19 protein-coding genes are annotated in these 16807 nt (G+C 63.4%); 5 read left to right on the plus strand and 14 right to left on the minus strand.

The genetic code is table 11. The features are described from left to right. Window positions 1-70: 70 nt before the first annotated feature. From rpsI to WC704_RS08410, 4 genes are all read right to left on the minus strand, one after another. Window positions 71-631 carry a 30S ribosomal protein S9 gene (rpsI, locus tag WC704_RS08395; RefSeq protein WP_372889459.1) on the minus strand — a complete coding sequence of 187 codons (561 nt, stop codon included), beginning with the start codon at window positions 629-631 and terminating at the stop codon, window positions 71-73. Next, window positions 631-1110, minus strand: coding sequence for a 50S ribosomal protein L13 (gene rplM, locus WC704_RS08400; RefSeq protein ID WP_052192118.1), 480 nt, complete (start codon window positions 1108-1110; stop codon window positions 631-633). The genes rpsI and rplM overlap by 1 nt, the downstream gene beginning before the upstream one ends. A 149-nt stretch (window positions 1111-1259) precedes the next feature. Next, on the minus strand, window positions 1260-2108 hold the full coding sequence (locus WC704_RS08405) for a hypothetical protein (RefSeq protein ID WP_372889460.1): 849 nt from the start codon (window positions 2106-2108) through the stop codon (window positions 1260-1262). After that, window positions 2105-3142, minus strand: a complete 1038-nt coding sequence (locus WC704_RS08410) for a COX15/CtaA family protein (RefSeq protein ID WP_372889461.1) — start codon at window positions 3140-3142, stop codon at window positions 2105-2107. Before WC704_RS08410 ends, WC704_RS08405 begins: the two co-directional genes overlap by 4 nt. Before the next feature lie 129 nt (window positions 3143-3271). Here WC704_RS08410 and WC704_RS08415 point away from each other — a divergent pair, with 129 nt between their 5' ends. Both WC704_RS08415 and WC704_RS08420 read left to right on the plus strand, forming a co-directional pair. After that, the gene (locus WC704_RS08415; protein ID WP_372889462.1) at window positions 3272-3664 is read left to right on the plus strand and encodes a MerC domain-containing protein; all 393 of its coding nucleotides are present in this window, start codon (window positions 3272-3274) and stop codon (window positions 3662-3664) included. A gap of 52 nt (window positions 3665-3716) precedes the next feature. Continuing rightward, the gene (locus WC704_RS08420) at window positions 3717-4175 is read left to right on the plus strand and encodes a Fur family transcriptional regulator (RefSeq protein WP_372889463.1); all 459 of its coding nucleotides are present in this window, start codon (window positions 3717-3719) and stop codon (window positions 4173-4175) included. Between the two features lie 48 nt (window positions 4176-4223). Here the strand turns inward: WC704_RS08420 and WC704_RS08425 are convergent, their stop codons facing one another. Beyond that, the gene (locus WC704_RS08425) at window positions 4224-4763 is read right to left on the minus strand and encodes a GNAT family N-acetyltransferase (protein WP_372889464.1); all 540 of its coding nucleotides are present in this window, start codon (window positions 4761-4763) and stop codon (window positions 4224-4226) included. A 97-nt stretch (window positions 4764-4860) separates the two neighbouring features. On the opposite strand from WC704_RS08425, the gene dxs reads away from it, so the two are divergent. Together dxs and WC704_RS08435 are read left to right on the plus strand one after the other, a co-directional pair. Continuing rightward, complete coding sequence (dxs, locus tag WC704_RS08430; protein ID WP_372889465.1) at window positions 4861-6789, plus strand: 1-deoxy-D-xylulose-5-phosphate synthase; 1929 nt, start codon at window positions 4861-4863, stop codon at window positions 6787-6789. A 255-nt stretch (window positions 6790-7044) separates the two neighbouring features. Then, entirely contained in the window at window positions 7045-7764 is a 720-nt protein-coding gene (locus tag WC704_RS08435; RefSeq protein ID WP_372889466.1) for a DUF6629 family protein, read from the plus strand. 146 nt (window positions 7765-7910) lie between these two features. On the opposite strand, the gene WC704_RS08440 is transcribed toward WC704_RS08435, so the two are convergent. The 6 genes from WC704_RS08440 to WC704_RS08465 form a co-directional block, all read right to left on the minus strand. Next, a complete protein-coding gene (locus tag WC704_RS08440) occupies window positions 7911-8717 on the minus strand; it encodes a NaeI family type II restriction endonuclease (protein WP_372889467.1) in 807 nt (268 codons plus the stop codon). Between the two features lie 80 nt (window positions 8718-8797). Next, window positions 8798-9751 (minus strand): DNA cytosine methyltransferase, encoded by a 954-nt coding sequence (locus tag WC704_RS08445; protein WP_372889468.1) that lies wholly within the window; start codon window positions 9749-9751, stop codon window positions 8798-8800. Window positions 9752-9884: 133 nt separating this feature from the next. After that, the gene (locus tag WC704_RS08450; RefSeq protein ID WP_372889469.1) at window positions 9885-10946 is read right to left on the minus strand and encodes a ribonucleotide-diphosphate reductase subunit beta; all 1062 of its coding nucleotides are present in this window, start codon (window positions 10944-10946) and stop codon (window positions 9885-9887) included. 4 nt (window positions 10947-10950) lie between these two features. Further along, the gene (locus tag WC704_RS08455) at window positions 10951-11463 is read right to left on the minus strand and encodes a hypothetical protein (protein WP_372889470.1); all 513 of its coding nucleotides are present in this window, start codon (window positions 11461-11463) and stop codon (window positions 10951-10953) included. Then, window positions 11460-11660, minus strand: a complete 201-nt coding sequence (locus WC704_RS08460) for a hypothetical protein (protein WP_372889471.1) — start codon at window positions 11658-11660, stop codon at window positions 11460-11462. The genes WC704_RS08455 and WC704_RS08460 overlap by 4 nt, the downstream gene beginning before the upstream one ends. Then, window positions 11657-11968, minus strand: a complete 312-nt coding sequence (locus WC704_RS08465; RefSeq protein WP_372889472.1) for a hypothetical protein — start codon at window positions 11966-11968, stop codon at window positions 11657-11659. The genes WC704_RS08460 and WC704_RS08465 overlap by 4 nt, the downstream gene beginning before the upstream one ends. A gap of 71 nt (window positions 11969-12039) precedes the next feature. Here WC704_RS08465 and WC704_RS08470 point away from each other — a divergent pair, with 71 nt between their 5' ends. Next, window positions 12040-12300 (plus strand): DUF2171 domain-containing protein, encoded by a 261-nt coding sequence (locus WC704_RS08470; protein WP_372889473.1) that lies wholly within the window; start codon window positions 12040-12042, stop codon window positions 12298-12300. Window positions 12301-12433: 133 nt separating this feature from the next. Here WC704_RS08470 and WC704_RS08475 read toward each other — a convergent pair whose 3' ends face one another. The 3 genes from WC704_RS08475 to WC704_RS08485 all read right to left on the minus strand — a co-directional run bounded on the left by WC704_RS08475 (window position 12434) and on the right by WC704_RS08485 (window position 16681). After that, window positions 12434-12841, minus strand: a complete 408-nt coding sequence (locus WC704_RS08475; RefSeq protein ID WP_372889474.1) for an endonuclease domain-containing protein — start codon at window positions 12839-12841, stop codon at window positions 12434-12436. 133 nt (window positions 12842-12974) lie between these two features. After that, window positions 12975-14906 (minus strand): ribonucleoside-diphosphate reductase subunit alpha, encoded by a 1932-nt coding sequence (locus WC704_RS08480; protein ID WP_372889475.1) that lies wholly within the window; start codon window positions 14904-14906, stop codon window positions 12975-12977. Window positions 14907-15307: 401 nt separating this feature from the next. After that, entirely contained in the window at window positions 15308-16681 is a 1374-nt protein-coding gene (locus WC704_RS08485; protein WP_372889476.1) for a sensor histidine kinase, read from the minus strand. Window positions 16682-16807: the final 126 nt, after the last annotated feature.

Genomic DNA, 16807 nt, shown 5'->3' on the forward strand with positions numbered 1-16807 from the left:
CGGTTTCGCTCCAACGAAAAAGGGCGGCCCGTTGCCGGACCACCCCTTCGCGACTGGGTACAATAAGGACTTAGCGCTTCGAGAACTGGAAGCTGCGACGTGCCTTGGCGCGCCCGTACTTCTTGCGCTCGACCGTGCGGCTGTCGCGGGTCAGGAAGCCAGCCGCCTTGACGGGGGCGCGCAGGATCGGCTCGAACTTGGTCAGCGCCTGGCTGATGCCATGCTTGACCGCGCCGGCCTGGCCCGAAAGGCCACCGCCCTTGACGGTGCAGACGACGTCATAGGCACCTTCGCGCTCGGTCACGCCGAACGGCTGGTTGATGACGAGACGCAGCGTCGGACGTGCGAAATACACTTCCTGGTCACGACCGTTGATGGTGATCTTGCCCGAACCGGGCTTGATCCACACGCGGGCAACAGCGTCCTTGCGGCGACCGGTTGCATAAGCGCGGCCCTGCTTGTCGAGGATCTGCTCGCGCAGCGGCATCGTCGGAGCAGCGGGCTCGGCAATGTGGCCGGCCAGATAGTCTTCGGCCTTGCGGTCGGACGCAGCCGATTCGGCCGGAACGACGGGGGCAGGGGTGTTGGTCAGGCCGGCGAGATCGGCGAGGGACTGGCGGTTGTCGGACATTAGTTGCCCACCTTGTTCTTGCGGTTCATGCTGCCGATGTCGAGGACTTCGGGGTTCTGCGCCTCATGCGGATGCTCGGTGCCGGCGAAGACGCGCAGGTTGCGCAACTGCTGACGGCCAAGCGGGCCGCGCGGGATCATCCGCTCGATCGCCTTTTCAATCACGCGCTCGGGGAAACGACCTTCGAGCACCTTGCCCGCGGTGATGCCCTTGATGCCGCCGGCATAGCCGGTGTGCTTGTAATAGACCTTGTCCTTCAGCTTGTTGCCAGTGAACTTGACCTTGTCCGCGTTGATGATGATGACATTGTCACCACAATCGACGTGCGGGGTGAAGCTTGGCTTGTGCTTGCCGCGCAGGATATTGGCGACGATCGAGGCCATGCGGCCAACGACCAGACCATCGGCATCGATGATCAGCCACTTTTTTTCCACCTCATGCGGCAACGCCGGCTTGGTGGTCTTCATCAGCGCCTTCATGGGGCTTGTGACCTTTATGTATGAACGGGTGTAAAACGACAGGTGCCGCCCCGAGGGACGGCACCGATGAGCGGCCTATTGCTGCGAAGGCGTACAAAAGTCAAGCAATGGGCGGGTTTGCTGACGGGTATCTGAATACCGCATAACAGTCAGCGGGGCGGTATGACGGTAATGGCGGTAACGATCCGCGTGCGGTGGACGGTATGGCCGTCGGACACGATCACGTCACTGACATCGTTGCTCTCGACCAGCAGGCCCGACGCCGTATCGAACGTGCGGGTGGAGCGGGTTGTGACGGAGGGAGTGGAGACGGCGCGTGCAGCAATTTGCCCGGGGGCGTTGGCCAGCGGGGTCGCGTCGACGTTGCCCGCGGCCTCTGTTTCAATGGTGATCTGGCCATTTGCGGCACGGCGCACGGTCTCGGTGCCGGACAGGGCCATCGCCGGTGCGAGAGGCGGGCGGCTGGGAAGGGTCACCGCGACTTGCCCCGGTGCACGGTCGGTCAGGCGACCCGCGAGCAGTGGGGAAACGATCGAGGCCAGCATCGCCACCTTCCGTTCGGGCGGCATGGCCCGCAGCGGCGCGGCGAGCGCGGTGGAGACACCCGGACGGTGGATGCCGATCGCCATCTGCTCGATCGCGGTGGCGATTTGGGCGACGGCGGCGTCGGCATCCTCCACGCCCTCGATCGATCCATCGACCCCAAGCGTAAAGCGCAACGGGCGGTTGAGCAGCGCGTCGGTCGCGGTTGTAAACATACGCGCCACGTCGGCGGCATTTTGCGGACCACCGGACTCGAGCGTAACGGTAGCGGTGAACCCGTGGTCGGTTTGGTGGAACACCACCGTGCGGGTCGAATGAAAGCGTCGCTCAATGCCGTCAACCGTGCGGGTTTCGGCTGATTCGTAGCGGTAGGGGCGATCCTGAATCGGATGGAATGCCGCATGGGCCGCGCTCGCCAACAGCGTTAGCGGCAGCATCCACAGCCAGCGCATCACGCGGAACGATGGCCTACGGCATGGGCGGTGGCGGTCGCCGCGATCAAGGTGAGCGCGGCATTCGCCTGGTGCGCGACCGCGACGACGATTTCGACACCACTCAGCAACGTGGCGATTCCGAGCAGGATCTGACATGTCATCAGCCCAATCAACACCGCTGCGGCGCGCGGCGCCCCCGCACGCTTCGCCCGAAGCGCGAGCAGAACAAGCCCCGCCGCCGCCACGAAGGCGAACCAGCGGTGGATGAACTGCACCACCACCGGATTGTCCACGGCATTACGCCACAGCGGATCGGTCAGCGGCGTCGCGGCGGGGAAAATTTCGTCACCCATCAAGGGCCAGCTCGAAAAGGCATAACCGGCGTCGAGCCCGGCGGTGAACGCCCCGAACAGGATCTGCCCAAACAGCAGACCAAGCGCGGTTACCGCGACCAGTCGCAAGCGCGCAGGCCGGGCGTGGCCGTCTTGCGCCAAAGTGCGCAGATCGAGCGCGGTCCATATCGTTCCGGCGAGCAGGGTGAGCGCGGTAACGAGATGGACCGCCAGGCGGACATGGCTGACGTCGGTACGCTTAACGAGGCCGGACGACACCATCCACCAGCCGATCGCCCCCTGGAAGCAAACCAGCGCGACCAGCGCGAACAAGCGCGGCACATACCCGCGCGGCACGCGACCGCGCGCCCAGAACCACAGCAGCGGCAGCAAATACGCCGCCCCGACCACGCGCCCGAGCAAGCGATGCAGATATTCCCAGAAGAAGATCGCCTGGAAGCCGGCCATCGACATACCGCGATTGAGTTGCTGATATTCCGGGATTTTCTTGTAATTATCGAACTCCGCCTGCCACTGCGCGGTGGTGAGCGGCGGGATTACGCCGCTAATCGGCTTCCACTGCGTGATCGAAAGCCCGGATTCGGTGAGGCGGGTAATGCCCCCGATCACCACCATCGCGACGACGAGCGCCGCGACACCAAACAACCAGTGGGACAAGGTGCGCGGGCGGACTTGTGACGGGGGCGAGGACGCTTGAAGCATAAGCCTGCCTTACGCGCCCGTCATCCGCGCGTCGATTGTGGAATGGTGCTCCTTCAAAATATCCCCGACAAAAAACCTGGCGATGATATGTTGTAACTTTGCGGATGACGTGCCACATGGCACAGCAGAATGACGACTCTGACCCTCTCTCCCGCGATGCGGTGGATCGAACAGCGATTCGACAATATGGCGATCGGCCTGTCGGGGCTGTGCGTCGTGCATTGCATTGCGAGCTCGGTGTTCATTGCGCTGGCTTCGACGGCGGGCGGGCTGCTGCTCAATCCCTTGTTCCATGAGGCTGGACTGACGATTGCAATCGGCTTTGGCGTGGTGGCGCTGGGGCGTGGCATCTTTACGCACGGCTATATGATGCCGGCGGTGGTGGGCTCAGCCGGGCTCGGCACGATGGCGGGCGCGATTTCGCTGCCGCATGACGGATCGGGCATGGAGACGGTGTGGACGCTGATCGGCGTTGCCATTCTTGCGCTCGGCCATGATTTGAACCGGCGCGCCGCCAACTGACCGTCTGAGTCGTGCCGTTGCGGCTTGGGTCGACAAGGCTTATCTGATCGGCATGTCAACGCATCAACACACCGAACCACAAGGCGCGGACCTTGCCGTCGCGGCACAGGCGACGCTCGAGCGTTCGGGCGAGCAGTGGACCGCGATGCGCGCCAACATCTTTCGCGCGCTTGCCGGGTTCGACAAACCGGCCTCCGCTTATGACATTGCCGAGGCGGTCTCCAAGGCCGAAGGGCGACGCATTGCCGCCAACAGCGTGTACCGCATCCTCGATTTGTTCGTCGGCAAGAATCTGGCGCGGCGGGTGGAAAGCTCCAACGCCTATGTCGCCAATGCGCATCCCGGCTGCTTGCACGACTGCATCTTCCTGGTGTGTGACAGTTGCGGGCAGACGGTGCATCTCGATGATGACCGGATCACCAATGGCGTGCGCTCCGCCGCCGAAGCCGCCGGTTTTTCGCCGGTGCGCCCGGTTATTGAAGTGCGCGGCAAATGCGCGGATTGCGATTAGGCGCGGTCACGCGACTTTCGGTATAAAGTCGGGGTTCACCCGGCACCGTCAGGCCAAATCCTTGCCCATCCGTACCCCCGGCACCGGCGGATCGGTGTCCGCCATCGCAGGCACGCGCTCGATTTCGCGGTAGCCGCACGCGCGGTAGAGCGGTTCACCGCCCAGCGTCGCCATCATTTCCAGCCGGTGGAACCCGGCGGTGCGGGCGGCTTCTTCGCATAAGGCCAGCACCATCCGGCCAATGCCGCGCCGGATAAAGTCTGGGTCGGTATACATCGCGCGAATCCGCGCAGGCTCGGTTGCGGGGTCGAGCATACGGGCATCGCGCCGGATTGCACTGGCATCGCCGCCATAAAGCGTCGCGCGGTAACTCCAGCCACCGCACCCCGCGATCGCGTCGCCGTCGGCGACGACGAAATAGGTACGATCGGCGATCAACTGCGTGTCCAACCCCATGCTGACTCGGCTTGCCGCAACCTGCGCCGGGGTCAAAAACGCGGTCTGCAGCGCTTCGATCGCGCGGTCCATCACCGCGCGAATTGCCGGAATATCGGCTTCGGTCGCAAGGCGATGGGTGAGGTGTGGCATGGGCGCACTGTGATGCGCGGATGCACCGCTCGTCAAGAATTTGCGCGGCGCGATCCAGGCAATCGACACGAACCGGCCTCGACGCTAAACAGGGCGGATGGTTGATGCTCTCCAAACGCCGTTGCTCGATACGGTTCATTATCCCGCCGATCTCCGGGCGCTTGCTCCCACCCAGCTTCGCCAGCTCGCCGACGAACTCCGCCAGGAGACGATTGCGGCGGTCGGCGTGACCGGTGGTCATCTCGGTTCCGGGCTCGGCGTGGTCGAGCTGACGGTTGCGATTCACTATGTGTTCGACACGCCCAACGATCGACTCGTGTGGGACGTTGGCCACCAATGCTACCCGCACAAGATCCTGACCGGTCGTCGCGATCGTATCCGCACGCTGCGCACCGGCGGTGGGTTGTCGGGCTTCACCAAGCGCAGCGAGAGCGAATATGATCCGTTCGGCGCGGCGCACAGCTCGACCTCGATTTCGGCTTCGCTCGGCTTTGCGGTTGCCAACAAGATTGCGGGCAGGCCCGGCAAGGGCATTGCGGTCATCGGCGACGGCGCGATGTCGGCGGGCATGGCCTATGAGGCGATGAACAATGCGGCGCAGGCGGGCAATCGGCTGGTCGTGATCCTCAACGACAATGACATGTCGATCGCGCCGCCGGTCGGCGGGCTGTCGGCCTATCTCAGCCGTATCGTGTCGAGCCGCGAATTTCTCGGCCTGCGCGATCTCGCGCGCAAGCTGGCCAAGCGGCTGCCCAAGCCGATCGCCGACGGGATGCGCAAGACCGAGGAATTCGCGCGCGGCATGGCGATGGGCGGCACGCTGTTCGAGGAACTGGGCCTGTATTATGTCGGCCCGATCGACGGACACAATCTCGACCAGCTCATCCCCGTGCTCGAAAATGTCCGTGATGCCGAAGAAGGGCCGATCCTCGTCCATGTCGTGACCAAGAAGGGCAAGGGCTATGCCCCCGCAGAGGCCGCGGCGGACAAATATCACGGCGTCCAGAAATTCGACGTCATCACCGGCACGCAGGCGAAAGCCCCGCCGGGGCCGCCGCAATATCAGAATGTGTTCGGAGCCCAACTGAGCAAGGAAGCCGAGAACGATCCGCTGATCTGTGCGATTACCGCGGCAATGCCCTCGGGCACCGGGCTCGATGGCTTCTCCAAGGCGCACCCGGAACGCTTCTTCGACGTCGGCATTGCCGAGCAGCACGCGGTTACCTTCGCCGCCGGCCTCGCCGCGCAGGGGATGCGGCCGTTTTGCGCGATCTATTCGACCTTCCTGCAGCGCGCTTATGACCAGGTTGTGCATGACGTGTGCATCCAGAACCTGCCGGTGCGCTTTGCGATCGATCGTGCCGGGCTGGTCGGGGCCGATGGCGCGACCCATGCCGGGTCGTTCGACGTGACCTATATGGCGTCGCTGCCCAATATGGTGGTGATGGCCCCGGCCGACGAAGCCGAACTGGTCCACATGACGCACACCGCCGTGTTGCACGACAGCGGCCCGATCGCGCTGCGCTATCCGCGCGGCAACGGCACCGGCGTGGCACTGCCCGAGGTGGCCGAACGGCTAGAGATCGGCAAGGGCCGCATCGTGCGCCAGGGGCACAAGGTCGCGATCCTCTCGCTCGGCACGCGGCTGGGCGAGGCATTGCGCGCGGCCGAGGCGCTGGAGGCCAAGGGCCTGTCGACCACCGTCGCCGATCTGCGCTTCGCCAAGCCGCTCGACGAGGATTTGATCCGCAAGCTGCTGACCACGCATGAAGTGGCGGTGACGATCGAGGAAGCCTCGGTCGGCGGACTCGGCGCGCATGTGCTGACCTTCGCCAGCGACGCAGGGCTGATCGACGCAGGGCTCAAGCTGCGCACGATGCGCTTGCCCGACATTTTCCAGGATCAGGACAAGCCCGAAGTGCAATATGCCCAGGCCGGGCTCGACGCCGATGCGATCGTCGAGACGGTGCTGAAGGCGCTGCGCCACAATTCGGGCGGCGTGGTGATTGAAGGCGCGCGGGCCTGAGGGTTGGGGGATGGGAAGAATATGAGCTCCCCTTACCCCCACCGTTCGTCCAGAGTAGCGACCGAGTAGGCGAAGCCGTAGCGAGGGCGCGTTGGGGCGACTCGATTGCTCCTCGGCACGAACCGATATGGAGAGGAACGGGTTAGGGAAGCCGGGCGCGCGCTGCCGCACCCGCCGGCGCCCGAACATCCCGCTGGCCATGCGCCGCGATCCCCGCCACACCGGTGGCTCGCTCCGTTCTTGAAGGACCCGCGCATGTGCTTTTCCGCGACCGCCAGCTTTACCGCTGCGGGGGTGCTGGCGACGATCGGGGTGGCGACGCTGCGCCATGTGCGCGAGCCCCGCGCGCTGGTGTTCGCCTGCGTGCCGTTGCTGTTCGCCGCGCACCAGTTTTCCGAAGGCATGGTCTGGCTCGCGCTGGAGGGGCGGTTGGGGCCTTATGCGATCGATCATGCCGTGTTCCTGTTCACGCTCTATGCGATCGGCATCCTGCCGCTGCTGATGCCGGTCGCGGTGCTGCTGCTGGAGCCGCCGGGGTGGCGGCGCATCGCCATTCTGGGCATGGTTGCGGTCGGCGCCGTGGTGTTCGCGTGGGACATGGCGGGCCTCGTCGTCGCGCCGACGTGCGCGGTGATCGAGCAGCATTCGATCCGCTACAGCAACCCGATCACCAGCCAATTGTGGGTGTCTTTGCTCTACATTCTGGCGACGTGCGGCGCGCTGCTGCTGTCGTCGCACCGCGTGGTGCGCAGCTATGGCGCACTCAACGTGATCGGGTTGACGATCGTGCATCTGGTGAAGGGCTATGCCTTCGCCTCGGTGTGGTGCTTCTATGCGGCGGTGCTGAGCGTGATGCTGTACCGCCAGTTCAACCGGCAGGACATCGACATCAAGACCCCCAATGGCACCACGCCGGGGTTACGGCCGTTCGTGCTGTCGTGGCTGCGCGGACGGGCTCGGCGCGGGGAAGGTTAGGGGAAAGTTTGGGGTAAGCGCGGTTATGGGGTGAGCGGGCTTTTCCGAAAGTTACGACGGCGATCAAGGGGGTAAGGGTGGCAGACCGGCTGTGTTAAAGAGCCGGGCCGACATAGAGCAGGGGCGGTGTGTAGGAGATAGGTTGGCTAATCGATATGGCCCGCCGCTTTCAGCGCATGATAGTCATCATCGGATTTAGCCCGGACCGACAGGAACTCGCGAAACCCGAATTGCAAGCCCAGTTGGTGCATCAAGGCTCGATCGGTTTCCGAATATAAAATCGCAATGCCCTTGGGTGCGAGGATGTCACGGGCACCGCCATTGCGACGAATGCGCTTCATGAAGTCGTCTTGCTGTGCAACAGCGGCAATCTGAACCCGTGAAATGGCGATTTCCTGATAACGTTCGAACAACACTGCCAGTCGCTGGGTGCCGCCTTTCAACGCCATGATCTCGTTGCGGTCCTCGGCTGAGACAACCGACCAGAAATTGCGCGTGTAAGCAAAATCTTGAACCAACCACCAGATATGAGCGCGGTTGGCTGCGGTGATGGTTTTTTTGGCATCGCGATTATCGCCGACGCTGAGATAGTCGACGCGAGCGCACACCAGGCCGACCGCGCATTTGGCATCCTGCTCGTTGACGCGCAGCAGGATGCAGAACTGATCGATAGCCTCGGGTGGAATCATCCAGCCGTGACCGATCGTAGTCGATTTCACATCGACTTCGCGGCCGCCAATTAGCAAATCCAGTCGCAGGCCGCGCGGCACTTGTAGCCAATCCCTGAGCAGGATTTCAAACTTGGTGCCGAGATAGGTCTTTTCGGTTTTTTCGAGATCCGAGAAGAAGAAACGTCCGCTACGCGCAGTGTCGATCACCTCGTCAATTGCTGAGCGAAAGAAGCTTCTCAGCTTCTCCTCAAGCAAGCCCTGCCCACCGACGGCCAGCAGCAAGTCTGCCTCCAGCGCCGCCAATTCGGTGAAATCCGGGTGGCTTGGATCAAGTGGCCTGCGTGTCGATCCCGTCAATCCTGTCATGCGGCGTGAGCAGCGAAAATCTTCTGAACGGAAAGAGCAACCTTCAGATTATGCGCAACTGCGCGCGCTACAGGCGCGGGGAAAGCATTACCCACTTGGCGGTAAGAAGTTGTCTTACCTCCATAAAACTGCCAACTGTCGGGAAAGCCCTGTAGGCGGGCGACCATGCGTACGGTGAGGCGTGGCATCCCGACGAAATCGGGCTCCGGCGCAGCCTCGGCCAGGCTCTTGCCTTCGACACCAAGTGATGCCCACGCCTTGCGTGCCCGCGTCGGCCCCAGATCCGGGCCACCATGTTTTTTGGATCCGCCTACGATCGTTGGTGCGATTTCATTGGCGCGATCGGCCCATGCGGCGGCACCGCGCCAGCCATTCGCGCCCATAAGGTCGCGCAGTGTTTGCCCGACTGTTGGCGGATTGTGCGGCTGCACCGTTGGCCAATCGAAAAGATCGGTCAGATCTTTGCGGATCGCGACGATCACCACCCGGGGGCGCAACTGCGGAACACCGAAGTCCGATGCGTTGAGTAAGCGCCAATCCGTATGATACCCTAGCAGATCGAGCTGCCTTTTGAGAAAAGCACGATAGTCATCGAAGACGGCTGATAGAAAACCGCGAACGTTTTCGATCATCACCGCCTTTGGGCGTATTTCGTCGATCAGGCGCAGTGCAGCGGGAAAGAGATTGCGCTCATCCAGATCGCCCAATTGCTTACCGGCCACGGAAAAGGGCGGGCAGGGCAGCCCGGCTGCAAACAGATCGATTCCCTTGTAAGGACGCCCATCAAATTTCTGCATGTCGCGGGCAAACACGTTCCAGCCCGGGCGGTTAAGCTCCAGCGTTTTGGCGAAATCTCGCTCGATCTCAACCAGCGCCTCATGCCGAAATCCGGCTTGTTCCAACCCGATGGCTTGGCCGCCGGCACCGGCGCAAAATTCGATAGAATGCATGTTGGGTGGCTCTTACTTGGCAAAGGCTGACGAAAGCTTATGTTCTTCGTATGTTCTGGTCAACATGGATAAGCGTTATCCAGCCGTCTGCAGGTTGATGCGGGATTGGCACTGAGCCGACCCCGCATCTAAGTCACTCCGCCGCCACGCCAGCGCGCGAGAACATATCCCCGCCCTCGGCATCCTCATTCGCCACGGCGGCACCCGTCCCGACCTTCGCCTTCTGGCGCTTGTCGAAGCCGTCCCACACTTCGTTCCAATTGCCGCGCGTCGCGGCCTTGGAATATTCGGTGGCGCGCTGTTCGAAGAAGTTGGCGTGCTCGACGCCGTTGAGCATCGGCGCAAGCCAGGGCAGGGGGTGTTCGTCGATCATGTAAATCGGCTTCATGCCCAATTGCCCCAGCCGCCAATCGGCGATGTAGCGGATGTACTTCTTGATCTCCTTGGGCGTCATGCCGTTGACCGGCCCCATTTCGAAGGCGAGATCGATGAAGCTGTCCTCCAGCCGCACGGTGTGCTGGCACATGTCCATAATGTCGCTGCGCACCGCTTTGGTCAGGCAATCGCGCTCTTTGGTGAAGGTGTGGAACAGCTTGATGATGCCCTCGCAATGCAGCGATTCATCGCGGATCGACCAGGTGACGATTTGCCCCATGCCCTTCATCTTGTTGAAGCGCGGGAAGTTCATCAGCATGGCGAAGCTGGCGAAGAGCTGCAGCCCCTCGGTAAAGCCGCCGAACATGGCGAGCGTCTTGGCGATGTCCTCATCGGTGTCGACGCCGAAGGTCTGCAGATAATCGTGCTTGTCCTTCATCTCGCTATATTCGAGGAAGGCGCCATATTCGCTCTCGGGCATACCGATCGTGTCGAGCAGGTGGCTGTAGGCTGCGATATGGATCGTTTCCATGTTCGAAAACGACGCGAGCATCATCTTGATTTCGGTCGGCTTGAAGATGCGGCCATATTTCTCGTGATAGCAATCCTGCACCTCGACATCGGCCTGGGTGAAGAAGCGGAAGATCTGCGTCAGCAAATTGCGTTCATGGTCGCTGAGCTTCTGTGCCCAGTCGCGGCAATCCTCGCCCAGCGGCACCTCCTCGGGCATCCAATGGACTTGCTGTTGACGCTTCCAGAATTCGAAGGCCCAGGGGTATTCGAACGGCTTATACTGCTTGCGGGCTTCGGTGAGGGACATGGGGTTACGCCTTTGCAAAAAACGAATAGAATTCAGAAACAACGATGAGCAAGCCGACTGCCGCTACTGCGCCGCCGAGGACACGCTCGAGTAAATGGCTACCAAGGTTGGCTGAGGTGGGACTGACGAGCAGGCTGAGTCCCCACAATGGCATCCAGATCGTAGAGATGTGATCCGACCACTGTGGAACCTTGGCACCCAATAAGGGTGGCCCGATCCATTTGGTGGCTATCAGGCCGAGAAAGAACACGAAGGCAGCGGCCAATGCAATGTCATACCAACGCTTAGGTCGACTTGGCGGCACTGACGATGCTTCCGCCAATGCGCTTTCGATCGAACGCTTTTCCTCGAAATAGCGATCGGTTCCGCGCTCGAGTCGCGCCGCGAGGCGTCGCTCAAGCCGGACTTGCCGGTTTTCCGGTACCCTGCTCCCAATGATGCGCGTAAGAATATGTCCAAACGTCACCAACAGCCCAGCGACTAGCGCCGACCAAGCGAGATACGCTGCGCTACTCACGCCGCCAGACTCCACCGCCACATCGCGGTCGCCGACATGGCGAGCGCGGCGCCGAGCGCCAGGCCCATCGTGCCGATCATGCGGAAGGCATAGACGCGGCCCTCGCTGCCGGTGCGCAGCAGCGCAAGCAGCAGCGCAAGGCCGATCGCGGTGAACAGTGCCGAGACGGCATACATGATGGCGATCGATGCGGTCACCGGCGGGTCCGCCGCTCGACATAGACGGTGCGTGAGCGGTTCGCGCCCACGCCTAAGAACACCACGCCGATGAAATAGCCGAAATCATACCAGCCGCCAGTGTTGGGCACGGCGTAGATCGCAACCTCGGGCAGGAACAGCGACAGCACCCAGGCGACGGGGAAGATGAAGCCGTGCCACACGCCCAGCAGGAAGCCCGGCGTCTCGGGCGTGTGCTGCACCGCGCTCGCCACCCGGTGTGCGCAGGCGGCGAGCAGCAGCGCGGCGGTGAGGACGGAAAAAGTGCGTGCGTGGGATGACCGGATCATACAATCCTCCTTGCATCCAAAGCGCCAGACGCGCGTTGGAGACTCGCAACCGTAACGAAGGAGCTACCCACATGGTCGACGCATCGCAGATTAAGGAACATGCCGAAGTCATCGGCGCCGATGGCGTCCATGTCGGCACGGTCGACCACGTCCAGGGTGGCCGCATCAAGCTGAGCAAGAAGGATTCGGGCGCGCTGATCAACGAAGGGCACGGGAGCCATGAAGGGCACCATCACTTCATCTCGCTCGGCCTGGTCGCCGATGTCGAGAATGGCGTGGTGCGCCTGAGCGCGAACGCCGACGTCGCCGTGACGTTCGAAGAAGAGAAGTAAGTCCAACTCCCTCTCCCCTTGTGGGAGAGGAGTTTCGGGTCGGTCATGCCCCCGGCATAACCTGAACAGCGCGGGGCGCTGTTCCCCCGAAACTGGGCCCGCGCCGCAGGCGTGGGAAGGGTGAGGGGGCTGCTCAGGCATGAGTGGCCCCTTTGCACATCTCCGGCAGATGCCCCGCGATCGTCTGGATCACGCCGTCGATATTGGTCATGACGTCATTGTTCCAGAAACGCAGCACGCGGTAGCCCTCGGCTTCGATGAAGCGCGTGCGTGCCTCGTCCGAGGTCGCGCTGTGCGCATGGGTGGCGCCGTCAATCTCGATCACCAGCCGTGCGGCGTGCGAACAGAAATCGGTATGATACGGGCCGAGCGGCACCTGGAAGCGGAACTTCGCCTCCGGGAAAGCAGAGCGAAGCGCGCGGCGCATGTGCTTTTCGGGCTCGGTTGCGTTGCGGCGAAGTTCGCGTGAACGGAATGGCGTGAGCGCGGGCAACAACTGGCGCTTAGTCAGGCCGTCCGCATTCCCCCTCACCCTTCCCACCCGCTTTGCGGGCGGGCCCCTTCCCTCTCCCACAAGGGGAGAGGGAGTTGGACTCTCATTTCCCTCTCCCCTTGTGGGAGAGGGAGGGAGGCCCGCAGGGCCGGAAGGGTGAGGGGGATTTACGCGAGACACCTCACTGGCATGCCAGGCATTCATCGTAATCGGTCGTCGCAAATTCATATTGCGGTTTTTCGATCGTGTTGTCGGCCTCGACGCCGCCTGCAAAACCGGCGCGCTGCACCGATTTGGAGCGCAGATAGTAAAGCGACTTGATGCCCAATTCCCACGCGCGGAAGTGCAGCATCAGCAGGTCCCACTTCTCGACATCGGCCGGGATGAACAGGTTGAGGCTGGTCGACTGGTCGATGAACGGCGTGCGATCGGCCTGGAGTTCGATCAGCCAGCGCTGGTCGATCTCGAAGCTGGTCTTGAAACAGTCCTTCTCCTCTTGCGTGAGGAAATCGAGATGCTGCACCGAACCGCCTTGTTCGAGGATCGAATTCCACACCGCATCGCTGTTCTTCGATTTCTCGTTGAGCAGCTTTTCGAGATAGGGGTTCTTGATCGAGAACGAGCCCGACAGCGTCTTGTGGGTATAGATATTGGCCGGGATTGGCTCGATGCACGCACTGGTGCCGCCGCAGATGATGCTGATCGACGCGGTCGGCGCGATCGCCATCTTGCACGAAAAACGCTCCATCACGCCCATGTCGGCGGCGTCGGGGCACGGCCCGCGCTCGGTCGCCAGATGCATCGAGGCTTCGTCGACCTGCGCCTTGATGTGCTTGAACATGCGCAGGTTCCACGACTTGGCCATCGCCCCTTCAAACGGCAGCCCGCGCGCCTGCAGGAAGGAGTGGAAGCCCATCACGCCGAGCCCGACCGAACGCTCGCGCATCGCCGAATAGGCTGCACGCTCCATGCCCGGCTCGGCGCGGTCGATGAAATCCTGCAGCACATTGTCGAGGAAGCGCATCACGTCCTCGATAAAGCCCTTCTCGTCCTTCCACTGGTCCCAGGTTTCCAGGTTGAGCGAGGACAGGCAGCACACGGCGGTGCGTTCGTGCCCAAGATGGTCCTTGCCCGTCGGCAGCGTGATTTCGCTGCACAAATTCGAGGTCGAAACCTTGAGCCCCAGATCGCGGTGATGCTTGGGCATCGCCTTGTTCACATGGTCGGCGAAGACGATGTACGGCTCGCCGGTGGCAAGCCGCGTCTCGACCAGCTTCTGGAACAGGCTGCGCGCATCGACCTTGGCGCGGGCGGAACCATCCTTGGGGCTGGTGAGCGTCCATTCGCTGCCGCTGCGCACCGCCTCCATAAAGGCGTCGGTAATCAGTACGCCGTGGTGCAGGTTGAGCGCCTTGCGGTTGAAATCGCCCGAGGGTTTGCGGATTTCGAGAAATTCCTCGATCTCGGGGTGCGACACGTCGAGATAGCAGGCCGCCGAGCCACGCCGCAGCGAGCCTTGGCTGATGGCGAGCGTCAGCGAATCCATCACGCGCACGAACGGGATGATCCCGCTGGTCTTGCCGTTCAGGCCGACCGGCTCGCCAATGCCGCGGACATTGCCCCAATAGGTGCCGATGCCGCCGCCGCGCGACGCCAGCCAGACATTCTCGTTCCAGGTGTCGACGATGCCGCCCAGGCTGTCGGGCACCGAATTGAGGAAGCACGAGATCGGCAAGCCGCGCCCGGTGCCGCCATTGGAGAGCACGGGCGTGGCCGGCATGAACCACAGCCGCGAGATATAGCCGTACAGCCGCTGCGCGTGCCCCGCATCATCGGCATAAGCCGAGGCGACGCGGACGAACAGATCCTGGAAATTTTCGCCGGGCAGCAGATAGCGGTCGCGCAGCGTATCCTTGCCGAAATCGGTCAGCAGCGCATCGCGCGAATGGTCGACCTCGACCGGATAAAGCTGCGCCTTCACTTCCTTGGAATCGCCGCGCGCGGAGAGCTTGCGCTGCGCACCGCTGGTGTCTTCGACTGGAGCGCTCGCCAGTGCCTCGATTGCGTCGGTAGCCATGTCCGTACTCGCTTCCCCGGTATTCCGAAAATCCATCTGCCGCGTCCCTGCCAACTCGTTCAAAACTCTGCGATCGGGGCGGTCGCGTTCCCGATCTGTTCGAATCGGCGGGCGAACCCCCATACTACCATGTCGCGGGCGATCAGCGAGAACAAAAATAGACCGCCCCCGTGTCGGCAACACGGGTTGTACCGTCTCCGCAATATGGGGTTGCGGGCTTCGTTCTACCAGCTCTTGGGTTCGCCCCCGAACTCAACCCCTACAGATTGTGCCGGATCGCGCGAGCACGCAAGACGGTAAATGACGCTTTAGCGACTCCGTTCGTCGCTATTTTGAGTCGGTTCGCAGCAGGACCGCTCCGGTCCTATCGCGCGACGCGCGGTCAAAGCTGGCCTTGCCGAAAGGCAAGAGACCGAAGCGGGAACGTGACAATTTTTTCACGCGTTGGATGAAGGCGACATCGGCAGCGTAACGATCGCCGCGAGGCCACCGAGCGATGCCGATTCGAGCGTCAGCGTCCCCCCATAGAGTGTTGCCAGCTCGCTGGCGATCGACAGGCCGAAGCCGTGGCCGTCGCCGCGTTCGTCGAGTCGCTGGCCTGCCGTCAGCGCGGCGGCGCGCGCGTCGGGCGGGATGCCCGCGCCATCGTCTTCCACGTTCAGCCGCACGAATCGGCCATCGACGGTGCGCGCGGCGGTGACGGCGATGCGGCTGGCGGCCCAGCGCCAGCCATTGTCGAGCAGATTGCCGAGCAGCTCGTCCAGATCCTGCCGATCGACCGCGACGTTCAATGCCGGGTCGATGGCGAGGGCCGCGCTCACCGGACGATCGGCATGAATGCGCGCGAGCGCGTCGGCAAGATCGGCCAGCACCGGGGCGAGCGGGGTCGCCACGCGCATCGCCCCGCCCGGCGTGGCGGCGCGCGCGCGGCCGAGATGATGGCGGACCGCGCGATCGATGCGGGCGACTTGCGCACGCAGCGCGCCATCGGGGTCATGCGGCGGCAGTGCGAGCGCGAGCGTGGCGAGCGGCGTCTTCAACCCATGCGCGAGGTTGGCGACATGGCCGCGCGCATTGGCGAGCGCGGCGGCATTTTCGGCGAGCAGCGCGTTGATCTCGCGGGCAAGCGGGGCGAGCTCGGTCGGCTGCGTGTCGGGCAGTGCGGTGGCGGCACCGCTGCGGATCGCGGCGAGGCTTTCGCGCATCCGGGCGAGCGGGCGCAGGCCGATGCGGAGCTGAACCAGCGTGGCGAGGGTGAGCGCGCCACCAAGCAACAGCAGCGAAGCGAGCAGGGGCACCATCGCGGCGCGCAGCGGACGATCGACGATCGCGCGCGGGGCGGAGGCGGTGATGCGCACGGGGCCGCCGGGCGTGGACAGCGTCAGGCTGCGTGCGTGGCGTGGCCCGTCCCGATCACGCCAGTCGAGCGCGCGGGCATGATCGTCGCGATGACGGGCAAAGGGGGGCGGGTCAAAGCGCGGACCGGGTGGCGGGTGCATCGCGTCGAGATCGGGCGGGGTGGGGGAGGCGATGGTCTGGCCCCGCGTATCGATCCGCCAGCCCCAGCCGCCTTGCGGGTCGTCATAGGGCGCGGCCAGTACCAGGCGAGCGCGGTCGACCGAACCGTCCGGCCGTACCGCCTGCGCCAGCACCGCGATTTGCGCGTCGAGCCGTTGGTCGAGCCCGTGCATCACGAAGCGATCGAGCACGGCACCGATGCTGAGCGCGGCAAAGGCGAGCGCGGCGAGCGTGGCAAGCAGCGCGGTGACGAGCAAGCGGCCGTAGAGCGAGCGGGGGAGGAGGGTTCGCATTACCAAGCCTTTATCCTTCCCCGGCGAAGGCCGGGGCCCCGTTGCGGGCGGCTGATGGCGAGCGCTGCGCCCAATGGCTTGTCAGCCACGACTGGGCCCCGGCCTTCGCCGGGGAAGCAAGCAGCA

Source organism: Sphingomonas sp., from assembly GCF_041661885.1.
Classification (GTDB): Bacteria; Pseudomonadota; Alphaproteobacteria; order Sphingomonadales; family Sphingomonadaceae; genus Sphingomonas.

Excerpts from the sequence above, each read along its gene's own strand:
- WC704_RS08425 (WP_372889464.1), bottom strand. The coding sequence starts at position 4,763 with ATGCCACACCTCACCCATCGCCTTGCGACCGAAGCCGATATTCCGGCA.
- WC704_RS08450 (WP_372889469.1), bottom strand. The coding sequence starts at position 10,946 with ATGTCCCTCACCGAAGCCCGCAAGCAGTATAAGCCGTTCGAATACCCC.
- WC704_RS08415 (WP_372889462.1), top strand. The coding sequence starts at position 3,272 with ATGACGACTCTGACCCTCTCTCCCGCGATGCGGTGGATCGAACAGCGA.
- WC704_RS08435 (WP_372889466.1), top strand. The coding sequence starts at position 7,045 with ATGTGCTTTTCCGCGACCGCCAGCTTTACCGCTGCGGGGGTGCTGGCG.
- rplM (WP_052192118.1), bottom strand. The coding sequence starts at position 1,110 with ATGAAGGCGCTGATGAAGACCACCAAGCCGGCGTTGCCGCATGAGGTG.
- WC704_RS08480 (WP_372889475.1), bottom strand. The coding sequence starts at position 14,906 with ATGGATTTTCGGAATACCGGGGAAGCGAGTACGGACATGGCTACCGAC.
- WC704_RS08465 (WP_372889472.1), bottom strand. The coding sequence starts at position 11,968 with ATGATCCGGTCATCCCACGCACGCACTTTTTCCGTCCTCACCGCCGCG.
- dxs (WP_372889465.1), top strand. The coding sequence starts at position 4,861 with ATGGTTGATGCTCTCCAAACGCCGTTGCTCGATACGGTTCATTATCCC.
- WC704_RS08485 (WP_372889476.1), bottom strand. The coding sequence starts at position 16,681 with ATGCGAACCCTCCTCCCCCGCTCGCTCTACGGCCGCTTGCTCGTCACC.
- WC704_RS08410 (WP_372889461.1), bottom strand. The coding sequence starts at position 3,142 with ATGCTTCAAGCGTCCTCGCCCCCGTCACAAGTCCGCCCGCGCACCTTG.
- WC704_RS08470 (WP_372889473.1), top strand. The coding sequence starts at position 12,040 with ATGGTCGACGCATCGCAGATTAAGGAACATGCCGAAGTCATCGGCGCC.
- WC704_RS08445 (WP_372889468.1), bottom strand. The coding sequence starts at position 9,751 with ATGCATTCTATCGAATTTTGCGCCGGTGCCGGCGGCCAAGCCATCGGG.
- WC704_RS08420 (WP_372889463.1), top strand. The coding sequence starts at position 3,717 with ATGTCAACGCATCAACACACCGAACCACAAGGCGCGGACCTTGCCGTC.
- rpsI (WP_372889459.1), bottom strand. The coding sequence starts at position 631 with ATGTCCGACAACCGCCAGTCCCTCGCCGATCTCGCCGGCCTGACCAAC.